21 protein-coding genes are annotated in these 21176 nt (G+C 40.8%); 2 read left to right on the top strand and 19 right to left on the bottom strand.

Annotated elements, in window-relative coordinates; genetic code table 11:
• Window positions 1–325: 325 nt before the first annotated feature.
• Window positions 326–1513 (bottom strand): flagellin N-terminal helical domain-containing protein, encoded by a 1188-nt coding sequence (locus WMO37_RS14590; protein WP_349155378.1) that lies wholly within the window; start codon window positions 1511–1513, stop codon window positions 326–328.
• Between the two features lie 123 nt (window positions 1514–1636).
• Window positions 1637–1924 (bottom strand): carbon storage regulator, encoded by a 288-nt coding sequence (locus WMO37_RS14585; protein WP_349155377.1) that lies wholly within the window; start codon window positions 1922–1924, stop codon window positions 1637–1639.
• A 122-nt stretch (window positions 1925–2046) separates the two neighbouring features.
• On the opposite strand from WMO37_RS14585, the gene WMO37_RS14580 reads away from it, so the two are divergent.
• Complete coding sequence (locus tag WMO37_RS14580; RefSeq protein ID WP_349155376.1) at window positions 2047–2625, top strand: tyrosine-type recombinase/integrase; 579 nt, start codon at window positions 2047–2049, stop codon at window positions 2623–2625.
• A gap of 314 nt (window positions 2626–2939) precedes the next feature.
• On the opposite strand, the gene rsfS is transcribed toward WMO37_RS14580, so the two are convergent.
• From rsfS to WMO37_RS14525, 11 genes are all read right to left on the bottom strand, one after another.
• A complete protein-coding gene (gene rsfS / locus WMO37_RS14575; protein ID WP_022431114.1) occupies window positions 2940–3296 on the bottom strand; it encodes a ribosome silencing factor in 357 nt (118 codons plus the stop codon).
• The gene (gene yqeK, locus WMO37_RS14570; protein WP_349155375.1) at window positions 3297–3893 is read right to left on the bottom strand and encodes a bis(5'-nucleosyl)-tetraphosphatase (symmetrical) YqeK; all 597 of its coding nucleotides are present in this window, start codon (window positions 3891–3893) and stop codon (window positions 3297–3299) included.
• 177 nt (window positions 3894–4070) lie between these two features.
• Window positions 4071–4676 (bottom strand): nicotinate-nucleotide adenylyltransferase, encoded by a 606-nt coding sequence (gene nadD / locus WMO37_RS14565; RefSeq protein ID WP_349155374.1) that lies wholly within the window; start codon window positions 4674–4676, stop codon window positions 4071–4073.
• Window positions 4676–4984 (bottom strand): ribosome assembly RNA-binding protein YhbY, encoded by a 309-nt coding sequence (gene yhbY / locus WMO37_RS14560; RefSeq protein ID WP_022431111.1) that lies wholly within the window; start codon window positions 4982–4984, stop codon window positions 4676–4678. The genes nadD and yhbY overlap by 1 nt, the downstream gene beginning before the upstream one ends.
• A 36-nt stretch (window positions 4985–5020) precedes the next feature.
• A complete protein-coding gene (gene obgE / locus WMO37_RS14555) occupies window positions 5021–6316 on the bottom strand; it encodes a GTPase ObgE (RefSeq protein ID WP_022431110.1) in 1296 nt (431 codons plus the stop codon).
• A 123-nt stretch (window positions 6317–6439) separates the two neighbouring features.
• Complete coding sequence (rpmA, locus tag WMO37_RS14550; protein ID WP_022431109.1) at window positions 6440–6730, bottom strand: 50S ribosomal protein L27; 291 nt, start codon at window positions 6728–6730, stop codon at window positions 6440–6442.
• A gap of 5 nt (window positions 6731–6735) precedes the next feature.
• Window positions 6736–7068, bottom strand: a complete 333-nt coding sequence (locus WMO37_RS14545; protein WP_022431108.1) for a ribosomal-processing cysteine protease Prp — start codon at window positions 7066–7068, stop codon at window positions 6736–6738.
• 15 nt (window positions 7069–7083) lie between these two features.
• A complete protein-coding gene (gene rplU, locus WMO37_RS14540; RefSeq protein ID WP_022431107.1) occupies window positions 7084–7392 on the bottom strand; it encodes a 50S ribosomal protein L21 in 309 nt (102 codons plus the stop codon).
• Window positions 7393–7555: 163 nt separating this feature from the next.
• Window positions 7556–8071 carry a VanZ family protein gene (locus tag WMO37_RS14535; protein ID WP_349155373.1) on the bottom strand — a complete coding sequence of 172 codons (516 nt, stop codon included), beginning with the start codon at window positions 8069–8071 and terminating at the stop codon, window positions 7556–7558.
• A gap of 12 nt (window positions 8072–8083) precedes the next feature.
• Entirely contained in the window at window positions 8084–9511 is a 1428-nt protein-coding gene (gene pyk, locus WMO37_RS14530; RefSeq protein WP_022431105.1) for a pyruvate kinase, read from the bottom strand.
• A 219-nt stretch (window positions 9512–9730) separates the two neighbouring features.
• A complete protein-coding gene (locus tag WMO37_RS14525) occupies window positions 9731–10750 on the bottom strand; it encodes a rhomboid family intramembrane serine protease (RefSeq protein WP_022431104.1) in 1020 nt (339 codons plus the stop codon).
• 245 nt (window positions 10751–10995) lie between these two features.
• On the opposite strand from WMO37_RS14525, the gene WMO37_RS14520 reads away from it, so the two are divergent.
• Complete coding sequence (locus WMO37_RS14520) at window positions 10996–15225, top strand: 2-hydroxyacyl-CoA dehydratase (protein ID WP_022431103.1); 4230 nt, start codon at window positions 10996–10998, stop codon at window positions 15223–15225.
• A 374-nt stretch (window positions 15226–15599) separates the two neighbouring features.
• On the opposite strand, the gene WMO37_RS14515 is transcribed toward WMO37_RS14520, so the two are convergent.
• From WMO37_RS14515 to WMO37_RS14490, 6 genes are all read right to left on the bottom strand, one after another.
• Complete coding sequence (locus tag WMO37_RS14515) at window positions 15600–16277, bottom strand: uracil-DNA glycosylase (protein WP_022431102.1); 678 nt, start codon at window positions 16275–16277, stop codon at window positions 15600–15602.
• Window positions 16278–16333: 56 nt separating this feature from the next.
• Window positions 16334–17092, bottom strand: a complete 759-nt coding sequence (gene hisF / locus WMO37_RS14510) for an imidazole glycerol phosphate synthase subunit HisF (protein ID WP_022431101.1) — start codon at window positions 17090–17092, stop codon at window positions 16334–16336.
• 24 nt (window positions 17093–17116) lie between these two features.
• Window positions 17117–17722, bottom strand: a complete 606-nt coding sequence (gene hisH / locus WMO37_RS14505) for an imidazole glycerol phosphate synthase subunit HisH (RefSeq protein ID WP_022431100.1) — start codon at window positions 17720–17722, stop codon at window positions 17117–17119.
• Between the two features lie 2 nt (window positions 17723–17724).
• On the bottom strand, window positions 17725–19200 hold the full coding sequence (locus WMO37_RS14500; protein ID WP_349155372.1) for a prolipoprotein diacylglyceryl transferase: 1476 nt from the start codon (window positions 19198–19200) through the stop codon (window positions 17725–17727).
• Between the two features lie 120 nt (window positions 19201–19320).
• Entirely contained in the window at window positions 19321–19863 is a 543-nt protein-coding gene (locus tag WMO37_RS14495) for a hypothetical protein (RefSeq protein ID WP_349155371.1), read from the bottom strand.
• Between the two features lie 164 nt (window positions 19864–20027).
• The gene (locus WMO37_RS14490) at window positions 20028–20927 is read right to left on the bottom strand and encodes a chemotaxis protein (protein ID WP_022431097.1); all 900 of its coding nucleotides are present in this window, start codon (window positions 20925–20927) and stop codon (window positions 20028–20030) included.
• Between the last annotated feature and the right edge of the window lie 249 nt (window positions 20928–21176).

The following is a 21176-nucleotide window of genomic DNA, read 5'->3' as shown; positions in this document are numbered from 1 at the left end:
CCGCAGTAAATTCCAAAAAACGTGATAGAAAATACAGACGAAATCTAAATATTTAGATTTCAAATATAAATCAGACTGTAAACACATAATCTTTATAAAAAACCGTGCTTAAATTCGTTCTTAGAATATATTCTATTGAAATAGTAACACAATATCATTTATATTGCAATAGTAAATTGCATTAATAATATACTTTTTATTATATATTTTTATAATTACTGTTCATAATAGCAAAAAAGACCCTTTGGCAGGCTTGAACCGTCTGCCAAAAGGTCTAAAATCACTTAAATTGCTAAAATAATTTAAATCATTAAGATAACTTAAATTACTGAAGAAGTGAAAGAACACCCTGATTCTGCTGATTAGCCTGTGCAAGCATAGACTGACCTGCCTGCATAAGAATGTTGTTCTTTGAGTAGCTAACCATTTCTTCAGCCATATCTGTATCACGAATACGTGATTCAGCAGATGTTGTATTTTCAACAACGTTGTCAAGGTTAGAAATTGTATGCTCCAGACGGTTCTGAACAGCACCTAATGCGGAACGCTGTTTAGAAACTTTCTTTACTGCATCCGCAATGGTATCAATCGCACCTGTTGCCTGCATTGCAGTCTTTCCAGATACTTTAATGCCCTTTACCCCCAGATAATCTGAACTCATAGATTCAATATCCAGTGAAATCTTGTTTGTAGATGCAGAATCAGCACCAACATGAAGACTTAAATTTACACTGTCATTATATGTAAATGTCTGTGATGTAGAAGTAACATTATTATCACCCTCTGCAAGCGTTACAGCATTAATACCCATTTCACCTGCATATGTAGTAATAACTTTATTCATTGCAGCCAATTCATCTTTCTTGGCATCTGCTAACTTAATCTCACCTGCTCCCGGTGTTGCTGAATCATCTACAATCTTTTTCCCTGCCCATGTACCATCTTTTTTAAGACCTGATGTAAATGTATATACGGTCTTACCTGTAGCATCCATTTCTGTTGTTACTTCAAGTTTTGAGCCGTCAGCCATTGCATCTTCTACCAGTGACATCTGAGGAGATGCATAGACTTTATTCGAAATTTGTACCTTGGAATCATCACCCTTTAACAGATATGTTTCATTAAACTTTGTTGTTTCTGAAACTCTGTCAATTTCACTTACTAACTGGTCTACTTCATCCTGAACATTCTGTCTGTCGTCTTCTGACATTGTTCCGTTAGAAGCCTGTACTGCCAGTTCATTCATACGCTGTAACATAGAATGTACTTCTGTTAAAGCACCTTCTGCTGTCTGTACGCAGGAAATACCGTCCTGTGCATTAGTTGAAGCCTGTGAAAGACCACGGATCTGCTTTCTCATCTTTTCAGAAATTGAAAGACCTGCGGCATCATCTGCGGCACGGTTGATTCTGTAACCGCTTGATAACTTTTCTGTTGACTTAGACTGTCCGTTTGTTGTAACGCCTAACATTCTGTTTGCGTTCATCGCTGTAATATTGTGCTGTACTACCATATTTGTTTACCTCCATGTGTGTAAAAATGTTTTTTCCGGGAAATCCGTTCCCTTTGATTTATATAATAAGCAGGCGCCTAGGTTCACCCGCATATTACCGCTGTTATTGTGTATTGCTGCATTTTACGCTTCTTCCTGTGTACGTCTGGCTGCATTTTTACGTTTTTCACGCATCAGAATACTTACAATCTCTTTCTGTGCCTCATCAGAAATACCACTTTCCTTGTAGTATCTGCCTGCACCCGGTTCTGTCGTGTCCTTTTTCTTCCCGGCTGAACTTCTTGCAATATTGATTTCTCTCGGAGCATCTACCAGCAAATGAATGTTATTTGCCGAGCCGCCTGAAAAAATCACACGGACATTCTCACCGATATCAATAAACTCACCTGGTCTTAACGTAAGCTTTAACATACAAACCTCCTTGTTTTTCCGAAGGAATTTTTTTCCTCCATTTGCGCCATAATGCAACAATTTGTTATAAAATGTTACATGTATAATAAAGAATTGCCGTGCATACGGCAGGAAGGGGTTCTATGAGTACATCACAACCTATTAGAAATAAGAATGAATTACAAGAATTAAAGAATTATTACTATGAAACAGAGCAGAATCTGCGCAATTACGCGCTGATATGCCTCGGCATTAATTCTGCGTTAAGAATCAGTGATTTACTGGATTTACGATGGAGGGACGTATATTCTTTTGAACGCAGCTCATTTTTAACACACATTTCCATTCAGGAACAAAAAACAGGAAAGGAAACACGCGTTGCCTTAAATAAAAATGCAACACAGGGACTTTGCTGTTATATGAACAGTCTTGGACAGGTTACTGCAAACAGCTACATTTTCCCCGGAAGAAGCAGTGACCAGCATCTAAGCCGCACACAGGCTTTCCGCATTATACGGCACGCCAGTGAACAGCTTCATTTTGAAAATAAGCTGTCCTGCCATTCTATGCGTAAAACCTTCGGTTATCACGCATGGAAATGCGGCACACCGCCTGCAGTTCTGATGGATATTTACAACCATTCGTCCTATGCCATTACAAAACGGTATCTGGGAATTGAACAAGATGATAAAGATGACGTTTTTCTGCATTTAAATCTATAAAAAACGCGAGGAAACCGGCTGATAAACGGACTTAAAAAATTTTTTAAATTTTTTTTTAAAAAAATGCTAAAGTATTTTTATTAAAGACCGATTTATATTATGTAGCGATGAGAATGCAACAGTTTATAACAAATTGTTGCATTCTTTTTTTATTTTATCTGTTACATTTTCAACTTTGCGTCCACGCTCTGCCCAATTGTAACCAGACTTTTAAAATATCTTTTACTGTATTTAAAGCATAAATAAAAAACGTAGAAGCTCATTAACCGATGAACTTCCACGCTTCTTTTGTATTTTATACTGTCTAAAACATTTTATAATGAATCCACATCAATTTCTTTTCCGTCACGCCAGATACGCTCCAAATCATAAAACAGACGGTCGTCCTGTGAAAATACATGCACAATGACATCATTGTAATCTAAAAGCACCCATGACGCGGTATTATAGCCTTCTACACGCGGGTCGTCATAGCCTGCCTTGTACATCTGTTCTTCTACGTTATCTACAAGTGCCTGCACCTGATTCGGATTAGAACCGCTTGCAATAATAAAATAATCTGCAATGACGGTTACGCCGCTGATATCAATCACACGGATATCTTCGCCTTTCTTATCCTGTAATGCAGCGACTGCTGTTTTCACCATTTCTTTTGCATTCTTCTCTGCCATTTATTTTTCTCCTTTTTCAACTAATTTCTGATAATATTCATACGTCTGAATCGTTGCCGGGTCGATACTTCCGCCTTTTTTCTTTAAATACGCAAGTGTATCTTTTGTCACCTGATAAATCGCCTTTTCCAAATCGGTAAAAGCAAGTTGACGGATTGTATCCAGATTTTGTGCATGGTTGCGGTACGGCTCAATATAATCCGCGATATAGACGATTTCTTCGAGCTTTGTCATACCCGCATGTCCCGTTGTGTGCCAGTAAATTGCACTGCAAATGGACGCATCTTCGATATGGTACAATTCCTTTGCATAATATGCACCGAGCTTTGCATGGAGCAGATACAGACTATTCTTTTCAAATTCAGTCACTTCTATACCATAGCGGTTACATTCCTCTAACTTGACCGTATCCGGGACACATTTTGCACAGTCGTGCAGAAGCCCTGCAATATAAGCTTTCTGCATATCCACGCCATATCGCATGGCAAGGCACGCACTGGTATCCGCAACGCCTAATGTATGACGGTAGCGCATTTTATCTTCTTTTAAAGCCTTTTTGACCTGTTTGCGTAAATCTTCAATATACGAATTATCCATACTATCCTCATTCCTGAGCGACTTAGTCGCGAAGCTGTGATGAGAAATCCGCGCAGGCGATTTCTCATCTGCAATCAGAGAGATTTGTTTTCGCTCAGAAGCAAATCTCCGTGTGAAAAATAAGCGCATCTGCGTTATTTTTCACATTATCACCATTCCGCAGACATTTTCATGCCATTACTGATATAAATGATGTTCTCTGATATACTTTTCAACCGTTTTAGGAAGCATTCCGTCAACGGATTCTCCTGCCTGAAGCTTCTTTCGGATATCGGTTGAACTATACGGCATATCCGGTGTCTTTAAAAATGCAATTTCCGCCCCATAATTTTTCTCCAGCATCCGCTTTTGTTCTGCCAGTTCCGCCTTTGCGTGTACATCACGGTTCGCCGCCAGTAAAATACAATGCTGCATCACATATTCCGGTTCATGCCATTTCGGCAGATCAAACAGGGAATCCGCACCGATAATAAAATAAATTTTCAGGTCCGGATTTTGTCTGTGCAGAGCCTTTAACGTATCTGATGTATACGTATTTCCTTTCCGCTCAACTTCTAAAAGCGACAGTTCCAGATAGGGATAATCTGCAATGGCTCCGGATACCATTTGACAGCGGTGTGATGCTGCAATCAGTTCCTTTGTACTTTTATGTGCCGGTGTTCCCGACGGCATGACCAGCACCTTTGAAAGTTCAAACTGCCGGTATGCCTGTAGTGCAAGCTGTAAATGTCCGTTATGAAACGGATTAAAAGTCCCACCCATAATACCGATTGCGGATTTCATTATTTTCCTGCCTTTTTCGCCGGTGGAAGTTCGATTCTTTTGTTATCCTTTGATTCCTTATATAATACAATCTTTTTTCCAATAACCTGAACGACCTGTGAACGGGTACGCTCTGCTAAAATCTGTGCCATTTCATTCGGATCGTCCGCACAGTTTTGTAATACATTGATTTTAATCAGTTCCCTTGCATTCAAAGCTTCCTCGATTGCCTTTGTATTTTCCGGTGTCAGGCTGGATTTGCCTAACTGAAAAATCGGATCAATGGTCATTGCTAGTCCCTTTAAATAAGAACGCTGTTTACTTGTCATAATTACTGCCTTTCTGCCACATTTTATGGCGCTGTTTTAATCATAATAGTCAAATTCAAGATATTCGCCGACTCTTACTGTGTCGCCTTCTTCAATTCCCAGTGCTTTTAATTCGTCCAAAATACCGGTCTGGCGAAGGAAACGCTGGAAGAAGCTGAATCCCTTTTCAGATTCCAGATTCGTATAACCTAACATTCTGTCAACACGCGGACCGTATACCAGATACGTACCTGTTTCGTCTTTTTCAACAGAAAATGCCTCATTCGGATTATCCAAAAGCGCTTCCATATCAAATTCACGCTCAAATACAACCGGCTCATCGTCCATTGTATCCAGCAGTCCGCGGACTGCGTAGAGCAGTTCTTTGACACCGCTTCCCGTTACCGCAGAAATCGGATAAACCTTGATTCCTTCCGGTTCAAATGCCGCCTTAATTTCCTCTACCGGATTTTTACCGGTGCCATCATCATAGATAACGTCAATCTTATTTGCCGCAATGACCTGCGGACGTTTTAATAAATCCGGGTTATATGCCTCTAATTCGGCATTAATCGCCTTAATATCCGCAATCGGGTCACGTCCTTCTGTCGATGCCGCATCCACAATGTGAATAATAACCTTGGTACGCTCAATGTGACGTAAAAATTCATGTCCCAGTCCGATACCGTCTGATGCACCTTCAATCAGTCCGGGAATATCGGCAATAACGAATCCCTTGCCGCCGTCTAAATCCACAACACCAAGATTTGGATTTAACGTTGTGAAATGATAATTGGCAATCTTTGGTCGGGCATTGGTTACACGCGAAAGCAGTGTGGATTTACCGACATTCGGGAAACCAACCAGACCTACATCGGCAATTACCTTTAATTCCAAACGCACCCACAACTCTTGTGCATCCTGTCCCGGCTGTGCATATTGCGGAGCCTGCATCGTAGCGGTTGCATAATTCATGTTGCCCTTGCCGCCTCTGCCGCCTTTTAATATTGTTTCACGCATATTTTCACCGGACATATCTGCGATAACCTTGCCGGATTCATCATCGTAAATCACCGTACCTTCCGGCACTTTGATAATAAGATTTTCGCCATCTTTCCCCGTACATCTGCGTTTGCCGCCTTCTTCGCCGCTTCGTGCGATATACTTGCTGTTATGTCTGAAATCGCCAAGTGTATTTAACCCCTTGTCCACTTCAAAAATAATATCGCCGCCTCTGCCGCCGTTACCACCGTCCGGACCGCCGTCAGGAACGTAGAGTTCCCTTCTGAAACTTACATGACCGTCGCCGCCTTTACCGGATTTTATAAATATTCGCGCTCTGTCTGAAAACATATTCACTCCATTCCGCCGCCAGCGCGGCTTGTCTAATCCAAAATACAAATGAAACAGTACTAAAAGTACACAAATGAAACAAAAGCTCCAAATCCGAAGACTTGGAGCTAATAGAACTAAAAATTATTCGTTAGAAGCGACTGGATAAACAGAAACCTGTTTCTTATCTCTGCCCTTTCTTTCAAACTTAACAACGCCGTCAACCAGTGCGAATAATGTATCGTCACCGCCACGTCCTACGTTTACACCCGGAAGAATCTTTGTTCCACGCTGTCTGTAAAGAATATTACCGGCTAAAACAAACTGTCCGTCAGCTCTCTTTGCACCTAATCTCTTAGATTCAGAATCTCTACCGTTCTTTGTAGAACCAACACCCTTTTTATGAGCGAAAAACTGAAGGTTCATATTTAACATATTAGTTACACCTCCTTAAATGTAATCGATAAATAATCGGCATTACCCTCTGCCACACCGCTTAAGCCAAGCACCAGTGACTGTAATAACACCTGTAATTCTTTTGGATTCTTTGAAGAATTCACACGGAAATAAATTCCGGCATTCTCCTCGTCCTGCGTAACCGTACAATCACTGTCCGTAAACTGTTCTACAGAATTAATTGTATTGATTACTAAAACAGAAATCGCTGCACACACGATGTCAGAACCGGCATCCGCGTAGCCTGCATGTCCTTCTGTCTGAAATCCCACAATCTCATGACTGCCGGATTTTTCAAAGATGACTGCATGTGTCATGTCAATCACCCTGCATTAAGCATTGATCTTGTCAATCTTAACTTTAGTGAAAGCCTGTCTGTGACCGTTCTTCTTGTGATAGCCAGTCTTTCTCTTATATTTGTAAACGATAACCTTCTTATCTTTTCCTTCTTCAACAACGCTTGCTGTAACTGAAGCTCCTGCTACTGTAGGCTCTCCAACCTTAGCTTCTCCGTTATTAACGAAAAGAACCTGGTCAAATGTAACAGTGTCACCAGCGTTCAGACCAAGCTTTTCAACCTTGATTACATCGCCTTCAGAAACTGTGTACTGTTTACCACCTGTTGCTATAATTGCGTACATATGGCACCTCCTAAATTAAATACTCGCCAGTTTTGGAGAGGTAAAACACCTGCTTATGTCCTAACTGAGCGGCACACTAGAACATCATATATCCTATATTGACATTTGTCAAGATTTTTTATGATTTTTTTACAAATTTATTTTCAATTCTTTTGATACCGTATTAAGGCACTAATCCATTTTGTCTTTTTGTCCGGATTCTGTTCCGGACCGTGCCTGCTGCCCATATCACCAACAGCGCCGCCACTGCGCCTACCGTATCAATACAGACATCTTTGACACAACCGCTCCTGCCCGGTACAAACCACTGATGCAGTTCATCTGACGAGGCTAACAGCACCGCTGTCAGCAGGGCAGAATACCTGCGTTTCGGAAGCCGTACACCGTCCGTCAAAAGCGCAATATATGTAAATACCGTAAATATGGCATACTCCGTCATATGCGCGCCCTTGCGGATAGGATACTGCATTTTTTCAATCAGCACCTCTCTTTGGTCATTGCTCTCAACGGATAGTACATGCACATTTTCCAGTCCCTGTATAAACGTCTGCGCCACTTTCCGGCTCAGTCCCGAAGACTGTGTGCCGTTCTGTGCCGAAAAACTAGTAATAAGGATTCCGGTTACAAGAACCGGAATCCAGATCAAAAGCTTTATGCAATTATGAATCATATTACGCATTGTCATCTGAAATTAGAGTGTTACAACACGCATTGTATTTGTTAAACCTCTCTTCGCTGTCGGTGCAGATGTTGTTGCGATACCTGCTGAAATAATAACTGTATCACCTTCTGTAATATAACCTGCATTTTCAGTTACTTCAAGAGCATGTTCAATAATCTTGTCTGTAGATGTTTCCGGAGCCGTCTTTAACGGTCTTACGCCCCAGTAAATCTGCATCTTTCTAAGAACATTCGGATAAGGTGAACAGCCGATTACTTCTGCGTTTGGCTTTAACTTGGAAGTCAGTCTTGCTGTGAAACCTGAAATTGTCGGGCAAACGATTGCCTTTGCACCGAGGTTTTCTGCTGTCTGAACTGTTGCGTTGCATACAGCGCTTGAAATGCTTCTCTTGCTGTGAAGCTTAGAAGCCACGGCAGAACCCAGTAAATCCTTTTCTGTTGTTTCAGCAATCTTAGCCATCATCTTTAATGCTTCTAACGGATACTTACCGTTTGCTGTTTCACCTGAAAGCATAACAACGTCTGTTCCGTCATAAATCGCATTGGCAACATCTGTTACTTCAGCTCTTGTAGGACGCGGGTTGCGGATCATGGAATCTAACATCTGTGTTGCTGTAATAACCGGCTTATAAGCTGCATTACACTTTCTGATGATTTCCTTCTGAATGTGTGGAACCTGTTCAGCCGGAATTTCAACACCCATATCACCACGTGCAACCATAATACCGTCAGCTACGCGGATGATTTCATCGATGTTTGCAATACCTTCTGCATTTTCAATCTTGGCAATAACCGGAATATCTGCATCGTGAGCCCATAAGATTTCCTTGATTTCCTGAATACATGCTGCATTTCTTACAAAAGAAGCTGCGATAAAATCAAAGCCCTTTTCAATACCGAAAATGATATCGTCCTTATCTTTTTCTGTGATACCCGGAAGCTTAATGCTTACATTCGGTACGTTGACCCCCTTCTTAGAACCTAATTCACCGCCGTTTACAACGCTGCATTCGATATCTGTTCCATCAACAACCTTTGTAACCTTTAATTCAATCAGACCATCATCAACAAGAATCGTGTTGCCTGCTTCAATATCCTGTGGCAGACCTGCATATGTGATGTGTCCGATTGTTTCATCACCTATTACTTCTCTTGTTGTCAGTGTGAACTTCTGACCTTCCTTTAATGTAACCTTTTTATCATCCTTTAAAGCACCTGTTCTGATTTCAGGTCCCTTTGTATCAAGTAAAGTCGCAATCGGGATATTAAGTTCCTGACGAACACTTTCTACTAATGCAAAACGTCCGGACTGTTCATCATGATCACCATGAGAAAAGTTGAATCTTGCAATATCCATACCATTGAGTGCTAACTGCTTAATCAGTTCTCTGTCATTGGTATTCGGTCCCATTGTACAAATAATTTTTGTCTTTTTCATTATAATAACCTCCAAATATGCTTTCTCATATTTTCTATCTTCATTAATACTTCAACGCACAATTACGAATTATGCCATAAAGTGTCAATAATATCAATACTGGAATATTGTAACATAAAACAATCCGAAAAACAAAATGTATTTTTTGTTTTATCTTAATTATTTTATGCATTTTTCATATTGAGCTTTAAATTCTTAATCATTTTCAAAGCTTTTGATTTACTTATTTATGTTTATCACATTATCCGGCTTCGGTTTTGACACATGGATATGCGTGTATAAATGCTCCTGACAGTATTCAAGGCTTGGCTGACACTTTGAACAGTAACGGAAAATCAGATTCTCATCGTCTTTTTCAGTTCTGCCACATACCGCACATTTATGCTTTGTCGCGCCCATAGGTTTTGGCTGATACGGTCTGTTTGCATTCTCCCATGTTGTCTTTTCACTGTTGGCATTATAAAAACGCTCGTTAAAATTGCGGTTTGGATTCTGCTGTGCTTTTTTTGCCGTCTTCATTGCCTTATTAAAATTACGCTGTGTCTGGTTCTTCGTCTTTGACTTTCTGGTAATCAGCATAAACACAATGAAGTTTAACGTTGAAACCAGTGCAGCGGTTGCCAGTACATAACACGCATATACACTCGTTGCCAGCAGTCCGACGGATGCAAGTCCGTACCAAATATTATATGGAAGAAACGTTACCGCATATCCGCCGATAATTGTAATGGCAAAAAGCGCACCGTCAAACCATGCGAGCCATTTAATCTTAATCGGCAATACGAAAAACAACAGCACTTCCATGTCGGGCTGTTCATAGGCAAATGCCATAAACAGGGCAAGATTGATGTAATACGTATTCATATGGTAATTGTAGCCAAAAATCAGATAAATCAAAATAGCTGCAATGACGTGAAGAATTACCCCTGAAAAGAAATACACATTGAACTTAAATGCACCCCAGCTTCGTTCCAGCACTGTGCCAATCATGTAATAGAAATACAGTACAAACACAATGAACAGAATGCTTGTAGACGGTGGCTGTAAAATAAAGGTGAAAATTCTCCAGATCTGTCCATGGAGAATTGCCTGTGCATCCAATGCAAAGTACACTTCATAGACTGCCGGATAAAAAATCTGAATTACGAATCCCACGGCATAGACGATAATGATGTACTTCATCAGATTCTGAATGGCATATCTGCCATATTTGCGTTCTAACTTATCGAACCATTTCATAACGTTAAACTAGTCCTTTCCTTTTTGCTTTCGGCTTATATTTTAAAGTATAAGTAATACCCATTTATTTGTCAATGAATCCGGGACAAATCATCATTAAATTTATATTAAAAAATCACGATTTGTTGAAATTTGCTTTCATTCATATTATAATAGGTAAGATTGCATATTTTTCGACATTTTTTTACAGAAATATGGATTATGCGTTAAATTTATAAAGGAGGAAGGCTTTTGCCTTAGTTTTTATGAATACATATAAATTAGGTATTGATATCGGTTCTACAACCGTAAAAATTGCAATTCTCGATGAGAATAACCAGATTCTGTTTTCTGATTATGAACGTCATTTTGCTAATATTCAGGAAACATTACAGCAGCTTCTGGAAAAGGCCGTAGACAAACTGGGAACATTTCATGTTCACCCTGTCATTACGGGTTCCGGCGGTCTGACACTTGCTACCCATTTGAATGTGCCGTTTACACAGGAGGTTGTTGCGGTATCGACAGCCTTACAGGACTATGCGCCACAGTGTGATGTTGCAATCGAACTGGGCGGTGAGGATGCCAAAATCATTTACTTTACCAACGGTGTTGACCAGCGGATGAACGGTATCTGTGCCGGCGGTACCGGTTCTTTTATTGACCAGATGGCAACACTTTTACAGACAGACGCTTCCGGTTTAAATGAATATGCCAAGAATTATAAGTCCATTTATCCGATTGCCGCCCGCTGCGGTGTATTTGCAAAGTCGGATATCCAGCCACTTATCAATGAAGGGGCAACAAAGGAAGACTTATCTGCTTCTATTTTTCAGGCGGTTGTCAACCAGACAATCAGTGGTCTTGCCTGCGGTAAACCGATTCGCGGAAACGTTGCTTTCTTAGGCGGTCCGCTGCATTTCCTGTCTGAATTAAAGGCTGCATTTATCAGAACATTAAGCCTTGCACCGGATGAAATTATCGCACCGGAACATTCACACCTTTTTGCAGCAGTCGGTTCTGCCATGAATTATAAGGAAGAGGTCTGCGTTCCCGTTGAAGATATTATCAAACGGTTACAGGGAAAGATTAAGCTTGAATTTGAAGTAGAACGTATGGAACCGCTTTTTAAGAATCAGGAAGAATATGACACGTTCCAGAATCGTCATGCCGCTCACAAGGTTGAAACACGCTCTTTAGCCGAATACCGCGGAAACTGTTATCTGGGTATAGATGCCGGTTCAACAACGACAAAGGTTGCCCTTGTCGGCGAAGACGGAAAGCTTCTTTACTCTTTCTATAGCAGTAACAACGGCTCTCCGCTTGCAACAACAATCCGTGCCATCCGTGAAATTTATGACCGGCTTCCACAGGGCGCAAAGATTGTCCACTCCTGCTCAACAGGATACGGCGAAGCATTAATTAAATCTGCATTGATGCTCGATGAAGGCGAAGTAGAAACAGTTTCCCACTTCTATGCCGCCGCATTTTTTGACCCGGAGGTTGACTGTATTATTGATATCGGCGGTCAGGATATGAAATGTATCAAGATTAAGAATCAGACCGTTGATTCCGTACAGTTAAATGAAGCATGTTCTTCCGGCTGTGGTTCATTTATTGAAACCTTTGCAAAGTCCCTGAATTTCAGTGTACAGGATTTCGCAAAGGAAGCTCTGTTTGCAAAGCACCCGATTGATTTGGGAACACGCTGTACCGTATTTATGAATTCCAAGGTTAAGCAGGCACAAAAGGAAGGTGCTGAAGTTGCCGATATTTCTGCCGGTCTTGCCTACTCTGTTATTAAAAATGCACTTTACAAGGTTATTAAGATTTCAGACCCGGGCGATTTAGGAAAGCACATCGTTGTACAGGGCGGTACATTTTATAATGACGCTGTTCTGCGCAGCTTTGAAAAGATTACCGGTGTCGATGCCGTCCGTCCGGATATTGCCGGCATTATGGGTGCTTTCGGTGCCGCTTTAATTGCAAGGGAACGTTATGACGGCATTTCGGATTCTTCTATGCTGTCTATTGATAAAATTAACAGCTTAACCTACGAAACAAAACTGACCCACTGTCAGGGCTGTACCAACCACTGCTATCTGACCATTAACAAATTCTCCGGCAACCGCCAGTTTATTACCGGTAACCGCTGTGAGCGTGGTCTTGGCAAGGAAAAGAGTACCGAAAAACTGCCAAACCTGTTTGACTATAAGTTAAAACGTTTATTTGGTTATGAACCGCTTTCCGAAAGTGAAGCTGTCCGCGGTGTTGTCGGTATTCCACGTGTACTGAATATGTATGAAAATTATCCGTTCTGGTTTACATTTTTTACAAAGCTCGGTTACCGCGTTGTCCTTTCACCGCAGTCCAGCCGTAAAATTTACGAACTCGGTATCGAATCCATCCCATCCGAGTCCGAATGTTACCCGGCAAAGCTCGCACACGGCCACGTTTCATGGCTGATTAAGCAGGGTGTAAAGTTCATCTTCTACCCTTGTATTCCGTATGAGCATAAGGAAATTGATAAGACCAACAATCACTATAATTGTCCGATTGTAACGTCTTATGCCGAAAATATTAAAAATAATGTAGAAGAATTGATAACGGAACACATTGATTTCCGCAATCCTTTCCTTTCTTTTGAAAATGAGGAAATTCTCGCAAAACGTCTGCGCGAGGAATTCCCGGATATTCCGAAAGCCGAAGTCACTGCCGCCGTTTCTGCCGCATGGAAGGAAATGATGCAGTCCAAGGAAGATGTCCGCAAAAAGGGTGAAGAAGTTATCAAGTTCCTTGATGAAACCGGAAAACGCGGTATTGTCCTTGCCGGACGTCCATACCATGTAGACCCTGAAATCAATCACGGTATCCCGGAACTGATTAATTCCTACGGGATTGCCGTGCTGACAGAAGATTCTATCTCCCATTTAGGCAAGGTAGACCGTCCTTTGATTGTTATGGACCAGTGGATGTATCATTCAAGACTGTATGCCGCCGCAAGCTATGTAAAAACAAAGGACAATCTGGACTTAATCCAGTTAAATTCTTTTGGCTGTGGTCTGGATGCCGTTACAACCGATGCTGTCAATGATATTTTAACAAAGGCAGGAAAGATTTATACTGTATTAAAGATTGATGAGGTCAACAACCTCGGTGCTGCAAGAATCCGTGTCCGTTCACTGCTTGCCGCACTGCGTGTACGCGAAAAGAAACACTATCACAGAAAGATTGAATCTGCCGCATTTGAACGTGTGGAATTTACGCCTGAAATGCGTGAAAATTACACCATTCTGTGTCCGCAGATGTCACCGATTCACTTTGAACTGTTAGCACCGGCATTAAATTCATGCGGCTACAATTTTGAAGTATTGGACAACGATAACAAATCTTCTGTTGATATCGGACTGAAATATGTAAATAACGATGCCTGCTATCCGTCCCTGATGGTTGTCGGACAGATTATGAGTGCCGTACTTTCCGGCAAATACGATTTACACAAAACCGCGATTGTTATTACACAGACCGGCGGTGGCTGCCGTGCTTCCAACTACATCGGATTTATCCGCCGTGCGCTGACAAAGGCAGGACTGGAATATATTCCTGTTATTTCTATCAGTGCGCAGGGTCTGGAGTCCAACTCCGGCTTTAAATATTCACTGCCGATGTTAAAGAAAGCCATGCAGGCTGTTGTATACGGCGATGTATTCATGAACGTCGTATACCGTACCCGTCCTTATGAAAAAGTACCGGGTTCTGTGAATGCCCTGCATGAAAAATGGAAGAATATCTGTATCCGGCAGTTGACAAAGGATAAGGTTACCATGCGTGAATTTAATAAAAATATCCGCAGTATTGTCAAAGAATTTGATGAAATTGAATTACTGGATATTAAAAAGCCAAGAGTCGGTATTGTCGGAGAAATTCTTGTAAAATTCATGCCTGCCGCCAACAACTATCTTGTTGACTTATTGGAAGCAGAAGGCGCGGAAGCGGTTATGCCGGATTTAATGGGCTTTTTGCTGTACTGCGCAGAAAATGCAAACTTCAAAAAAGACTACCTCGGTGCTTCAAAGAAGTCTGCATTTATCAATAATTCTGTAATTAAACTGCTTGAGTGGTTCAGAAAGGGTGCAAAACAGGCATTAAAAGAAAGCAAGCGTTTTACACCGCCTGCTACGATTCAGGAAACTGCAAACCTTGCCAAAGATTTAGTTTCTTTAGGTAACCAGACGGGTGAAGGCTGGCTCTTAACCGGTGAAATGATTGAACTGATTCACAACGGTGCCGGTAATATTGTCTGCTGTCAGCCGTTTGCATGCCTGCCAAACCACATTGTCGGTAAAGGTGTTATTAAAGAGCTGCGTGCGGCATTCCCGGAAGCTAATATCATTGCTGTTGATTATGACCCGGGTGCTTCCGAAGTCAATCAGCTGAACCGAATCAAGCTGATGCTTGCAACTGCAAATAAAAACCTTGAAAAATCTGAAAATTAAGGGTATACTATATCTATAAGTGGTTTGATAATTTTATAACGAAAGCTGGTGTAACACATGAACTTTTTATTATTTTTAGGACCAATCATCGGCGTAGCGGTTTCTATCTTCGCAGTGGTTGTTCTGATTTCCGTTATCGGTGCTGTCGCCGGTACAGAAGAAGATTTTGACGATTAAATCTAACAAAAATCAAAAGAAGCGGCTGTTTTTACTGCGCCGCTTCTGTAACATCAAAGAAAGATGCACTTGTTATGGTGCATCTTTCTTTTTTATGTGATGTACGTTAATGCTAAAACTCCCGGAACACATGGCAATACGATAACATATCTGCCCTATGCTCCGGGAGTTTTATTTTAAGATTTTAACTATTTATTTTATATATTTTCAATCTGCCAGTCTATCGGCTCGATACCGTGTTCTTCCAAAAACGCATTTGCCTGACTAAAATGCTTACAGCCGAAGAATCCTCTGTATGCCGACAACGGACTTGGATGCGGCGCTTTTAATATCAGATGTTTCGGATTCGTCAGCATCGGAATTTTGCTCTGTGCCGGTCTGCCCCAGAGCATGTATACAACCGGTCTGTCCTGCGCATTGACTGCATGAATTACCGCGTCCGTAAACTGTTCCCAGCCGTGTCCCTGATGTGAATTTGCCTGATGCGCACGCACGGTAAGCACGGTATTTAACAGTAATACACCCTGGTCTGCCCATTTTTTTAAATAACCGTTATTCGGGATATAGCAGCCGCAGTCATCATGCAGTTCCTTATAAATGTTCTGCAATGACGGCGGAATATCCTTCTGCTCCGGCAGAACCGAAAAGGACAATCCATGTGCCTGATGTTCATTATGATACGGGTCCTGTCCCAGCAATAATACCTTGACCTTGCTAAGCGGTGTAAAATGAAATGCGTTAAAAATATCCTCTGCCGGTGGGTAAATCACTGTGTTTGAATATTCCTCTTTTACAAACCGGTATAAATCCCGGTAATAGTCTTTTTTAAATTCATCCTGAATTGCCGGAAGCCAGTCATTATCTATCATACTCATCGTTTCCACTGCCTCTTTTCCTGCTTTTGTGTTTATTCGTATAATGTATTATCTGCCTATAATCTGACGGAAATGCCTTTTCCGGCAAGATATTTCTTCAAATCACGGATTTCCATTTCTTTATAATGGAATAATGACGCCGCCAGTGCCGCATCTGCCTTGCCTTCTGTAAATGCATCATAGAAATGTTCCATATTACCGGCACCGCCTGATGCAATCACCGGAATAGAAACATTTTCCGCTATGGTACGGGTCAGCTCAATGTCGTATCCTGCTTTTGTACCATCACAGTCCATACTCGTTAAAAGAATCTCTCCGGCACCCAGCTTTTCAGCCTTCATTGCCCATTCTACAGCATCCATCTGCATATCAACCCGTCCGCCGTTTTTATAAATACTCCAGTGTCCGTCTTCCTGACGCTTTGCGTCAATCGCAACCACCACGCACTGACTGCCGAACTTATCTGCCGCATCACTGATTAACTGTGGATTCATAATGGCAGCAGAATTAACAGAAATCTTATCTGCACCCTCTCTTAACAATACTTTAAAATCATCGATACTGCGGATTCCACCGCCAACCGTAAACGGGATAAATACACGTTCTGCCACTTTCCTTACCAAATCAACCGTTGTATTTCTTCCGTCACTCGATGCCGTAATATCCAGAAACACCAGCTCATCTGCGCCGGATTTATCATACATGGATGCGACCTCTACCGGATCACCGGCATCCCTTAAATCCACAAAGTTCGTTCCTTTTACCACTCTGCCATTCTTACAGTCAAGACATGGAATAATTCTTTTTGTAAACATCGCCAATCTCCATCCTTTTTATTTTTACAGTTCTGAAAAATTCTTTAAAATCTGAAGTCCGATATCACTGCTCTTTTCCGGATGGAACTGGCATGCAAATACATTCCCGCTCTCAACGGAAGCATGAATATGCGTTGAATATTCTGTACTGGCGGCAACAATCTGTTCGTCCTGCGCCTTTAAATAGTAAGAATGTACAAAATATACATATGACTGATTCGGAATATCTTTAAAAAGCTTTGCCTGCGGTTTGATTTCAATGGAATTCCAGCCCATATGTGGAATCTTTAAACCTTCCTTTGGCGGTATTCTTAAAATTTCACCTTTCAAAATACCAAGTCCCTCTGCCCCCGGTGTTTCATCACTTTTATCAAACAGCAGCTGCAATCCCAGACAAATTCCAAGAAATGGTGTATTCTTGCGTGTAACCTCTTTAATCGTGTCTACCAGTCCGAACTTGTCCAGATTGTTCATGGCATCCCCAAATGCACCGACACCCGGCAGAATAACCTTATCTGCCTGCAAAATTTCAGATGAATCTCTTGAAACAATCACTTCCTGATTCAGTGATTTCAATGCCTTTTCAACGCTTTTTAAATTTCCTGCATCATAATCGATAATTGCTATCATTCTTATGCCTCTCCATATGCTTCGATTTTTAAGTAGTATTGTGTAAAATCTTTCTTAGATAAATCTACAAGTGTTTCTGCTTCACTTTCTGAAATGCTGAAACTCTTCTGCAATGCGGTAACAATCTGCTTTTTAATGGCTTCTACATCATCACCCACACCTAAGAATTTTGCTTCGTCAATATATGTATCATAACGTTCCATGCCTTTAATTAAAGCATTTAATGCTTCTGTCTTGCGGTTCATTTCCATATACGTATTGTATGAGTCATACTGACGCTGTACATACATAATGACACCGACCTGTCTGTAAATATCCTCATCTGCATCCCGCAATTTCATTCCTGCAAGCTGGTCATATGCTTTTTCATACTTATCATTTTCAAGATACTTATTGGCTCTTGTCAGTGAAAAGCTGTAATGGAAGCTTGTAATCAAAATATTAATCAATACAACAATACCGGCAATTAATAATACGAATAAAATAATAGACTTTGTCTTAATCCGTAAAATATCACCCGGCTTTGACGGTTCTTTCGGTTTCTTTTCTTTTTTCGGCTTTTCCTTCTTTGGTTTCTTTTCTTTCTTCGGCTTTGCAGCTTTTTCCTGCTTCTTCTGCTCTTTCTTCTCCTGGGCGGCCTGCTTTTTTTCCTGCTTCTTCTGCTGTTTTTCTTCGTACTCAGCAGCTTCTGCTTCCTGCTCTGCCTTATCTTCCTCTGCCGCTTTTTTCTTATATTCCTGGAAACGGTACTTAAACTTTGCAAAAAAGCCCTTCTTCGGTGCAGCTTCTTTTTCTTTTAATTCTTTTGCCTCACCGTCCGCACCGTACATTTCTTTTAAAACGCGCTCATTCTCATCTTTTGGATTTTCCGGCACTTCCTCTCCTGAAAGAAGCTCATCGCCTGCCGCTTCTTCCGGCTCTTCCTCAACACTTTCAAAGAAAATATCCCTGACTGCGCTAAAGAATCCTTTTTTATCCTTTTTGGCTTTCTTTGCCTTCTTATCTTTTTTCTTTTTATCAGATTGATTCTCTGATCCGGCAGCTTCCTGTTCTTTTCCCGGTTCAGCCTGTGTCTGTGTTTCCGCTTGTTCCGCCGGTTCTGATTTTTCGGTCTGTGTCCCGGCTGTTTCAGTCTGTTCTGCTTCAGCAGCTGTTGTGTCCGGTTGTTTCTGCACCGCTTCTGTCTGCTCTGCTGATGCCTTGTCAGACTTCTCTTCCGGCTGTGATGCAGCCTGTACCGGTTCATCTGCATTTTCCTGTGATGCCTCTGCGGCACTGTCACCATTACCGAATAAATCCTCTACGGAAACACTGTCTGACGTTGCATCTTCGATAATATCATCTAAATTCATATCTGCTATTCTTTTAATTTCCGCGTCTGAGAGCAACTCGTCCTCTTTGCCTGCTTCCCCTGCATTGTCTATGTCCTGTAAATTTTCTGTTTCTTTGTCTTTTAATTCTTCATCTAATTCAGGCACTTTTTTCACCCCATATCTTCATAATAATGTACAATTTGTATCTTTCCGATAAATAAACCCGTACTATAAAATAGTACCATACTTACGCAAATTTAACAATATCTGTTAATTTACTTTTCCTTATTGTGCTAAAATTTTTTTTAATTCCTGCAAAAAATCATAAGAAGATTCCGAAACTGCAGCTGCACGCTCCGAAATATTCTCGGGAAACTGCGGCAGTTGTCCGTTAATGCGATATAACACAGATTTCTGATTGATAAATGTGACCTTTTCAAACGGCCAGCGAATCAGGTTCGGAATCAAAAATCCTTCTCCCAATTCAATCAGCATCAGCTTCTTATTGAGAGTCGCAGACAGCCACTTATTATATAAATCCCACTGCTTCTCAACTTCCTCTTTTTTCTCTGATGTGATCTGTTCTGCTTCAAGGAGCAGCGGCTGAACTACTCTTTTCGGATTCAGACTTCCCCATGAAAAATCATTTTTTTTACTGGAAGTAATACAAAAATAATTCTTTTTTTCAAGATATGGTGCATAAAATGCCAGTAAATCCTGATATTCCTGCTTTTCTAAATATGCATTCCATTCTTCACCAATCCCGATTACAACCATCTCGGCATCCCGATATTTATCTATAAAATCAGAAAAAATCTGCTTTTCCATGTTTGTTTTACTCTCCGTTTCATACTAATATGTCTGTGCCAGTCTAAATATGACCGTACACATTTTTACTATTTTCCTATAGGTTCCGCTATAACATGATTACAGCTCCTATAAAGTAAAAGACTGCCGCATAAATTCTATACGGCAGTTTCTATCGTCCATCATTACTTTAACAATAATTTATCGATTTCCTGTACCAATAAACCAATCTCCGGCTTCGACAACTGAACATCTGCTCCTAAAGATTCTCCTTTTAAACGCATCTGCTCATTAATCAAAGATGAGAAAATCACAACCGGTATGGACTTTAAATCATTATCCGTCTTTACCAGCTTTGTCAGTCTGTGTCCATCCATCAACGGCATTTCAATATCAGTTATGATACACTTAACGTCCTTTGGCTCTTCCCCTGATTTAACCTTCATGAGATAATTCCATGCTTCCTGTCCGTTATTGCATAACGTCAGGTTGTTATATCCTGACTTGGTTAATGAATCAGAAATCAGCTTAATCAGCAATGCTGAATCCTCTACAATCATAATATGGGAATCGTTCCGCTGTCTTCCTTCCAGACCGGAAATTTCTGATACCTTTAAACCGGTTTCCGGGCTGATGTCCGAAACAATACGTTCAAAATCCAGAATGACAATGAGCTGATTATCAATCTTGACAATACCTGTTGCAATACCACTGTCTGCCGTACTGATTGTAGAATCCGGCTTAATAATATCTGCCCATGACACTCTGTGGATGCCTACAACGCTATGTACATGAAAAGCCACATTTAACTGATTGAAATTTGTTATAATAAACATGTCTTTTGTGATATCCGGTGAAGGCTGTGCCTTAATAACCTTTGCCAAATCCACGACTGTAATCATTAAATCTCTTGGCATGAAAATACCTTCTACACATGGATGTGAATTCGGTACCGGTGTTACCGGGCTATACTGAACAATCTCTTTAATCTTTGCAACGTTAATTCCATAGTGATTATTTCCAACTGTAAACTCTAAAACTTCAAGTTCATTCGTACCGCTTTCCATAAGTATATTCGTTTCCATGATTTATCCTCCAATTTACGTTTAATGTTAAAAATATTATAACAAATAAAGGTGTGAATTTCAATGCTTATAAAAGACAAAATAAAAACTGTTTTCTGTGCCACTTTCAGCAACAAGACGACAAAATACAGAATAAAATATAAGATAAAATTATACAACAGTCTTATATAATAAAAAAGCTGTTATGTACCGAAACACAACAGCCTGTATATTTTAAATATTTATATTCCTGTTCCTTCAAAACTGCAC

Origin of the sequence: Lachnospira intestinalis (assembly GCF_040095895.1) — a bacterium.
GTDB lineage: Bacteria > Bacillota > Clostridia > Lachnospirales > Lachnospiraceae > Lachnospira > Lachnospira intestinalis.
This window is presented reverse-complemented; position numbering and strand designations above follow the sequence as displayed.

What these genes read in the sequence shown, in the direction of transcription:
- WMO37_RS14590 (WP_349155378.1), bottom strand. Translation starts at nt 1,513, where the DNA reads ATGGTAGTACAGCACAATATTACAGCGATGAACGCAAACAGAATGTTA.
- WMO37_RS14585 (WP_349155377.1), bottom strand. Translation starts at nt 1,924, where the DNA reads ATGTTAAAGCTTACGTTAAGACCAGGTGAGTTTATTGATATCGGTGAG.
- WMO37_RS14580 (WP_349155376.1), top strand. Translation starts at nt 2,047, where the DNA reads ATGAGTACATCACAACCTATTAGAAATAAGAATGAATTACAAGAATTA.
- rsfS (WP_022431114.1), bottom strand. Translation starts at nt 3,296, where the DNA reads ATGGCAGAGAAGAATGCAAAAGAAATGGTGAAAACAGCAGTCGCTGCA.
- yqeK (WP_349155375.1), bottom strand. Translation starts at nt 3,893, where the DNA reads ATGGATAATTCGTATATTGAAGATTTACGCAAACAGGTCAAAAAGGCT.
- nadD (WP_349155374.1), bottom strand. Translation starts at nt 4,676, where the DNA reads ATGAAATCCGCAATCGGTATTATGGGTGGGACTTTTAATCCGTTTCAT.
- yhbY (WP_022431111.1), bottom strand. Translation starts at nt 4,984, where the DNA reads ATGACAAGTAAACAGCGTTCTTATTTAAAGGGACTAGCAATGACCATT.
- obgE (WP_022431110.1), bottom strand. Translation starts at nt 6,316, where the DNA reads ATGTTTTCAGACAGAGCGCGAATATTTATAAAATCCGGTAAAGGCGGC.
- rpmA (WP_022431109.1), bottom strand. Translation starts at nt 6,730, where the DNA reads ATGTTAAATATGAACCTTCAGTTTTTCGCTCATAAAAAGGGTGTTGGT.
- WMO37_RS14545 (WP_022431108.1), bottom strand. Translation starts at nt 7,068, where the DNA reads ATGACACATGCAGTCATCTTTGAAAAATCCGGCAGTCATGAGATTGTG.
- rplU (WP_022431107.1), bottom strand. Translation starts at nt 7,392, where the DNA reads ATGTACGCAATTATAGCAACAGGTGGTAAACAGTACACAGTTTCTGAA.
- WMO37_RS14535 (WP_349155373.1), bottom strand. Translation starts at nt 8,071, where the DNA reads ATGCGTAATATGATTCATAATTGCATAAAGCTTTTGATCTGGATTCCG.
- pyk (WP_022431105.1), bottom strand. Translation starts at nt 9,511, where the DNA reads ATGAAAAAGACAAAAATTATTTGTACAATGGGACCGAATACCAATGAC.
- WMO37_RS14525 (WP_022431104.1), bottom strand. Translation starts at nt 10,750, where the DNA reads ATGAAATGGTTCGATAAGTTAGAACGCAAATATGGCAGATATGCCATT.
- WMO37_RS14520 (WP_022431103.1), top strand. Translation starts at nt 10,996, where the DNA reads ATGAATACATATAAATTAGGTATTGATATCGGTTCTACAACCGTAAAA.
- WMO37_RS14515 (WP_022431102.1), bottom strand. Translation starts at nt 16,277, where the DNA reads ATGAGTATGATAGATAATGACTGGCTTCCGGCAATTCAGGATGAATTT.
- hisF (WP_022431101.1), bottom strand. Translation starts at nt 17,092, where the DNA reads ATGTTTACAAAAAGAATTATTCCATGTCTTGACTGTAAGAATGGCAGA.
- hisH (WP_022431100.1), bottom strand. Translation starts at nt 17,722, where the DNA reads ATGATAGCAATTATCGATTATGATGCAGGAAATTTAAAAAGCGTTGAA.
- WMO37_RS14495 (WP_349155371.1), bottom strand. Translation starts at nt 19,863, where the DNA reads ATGGAAAAGCAGATTTTTTCTGATTTTATAGATAAATATCGGGATGCC.
- WMO37_RS14490 (WP_022431097.1), bottom strand. Translation starts at nt 20,927, where the DNA reads ATGGAAACGAATATACTTATGGAAAGCGGTACGAATGAACTTGAAGTT.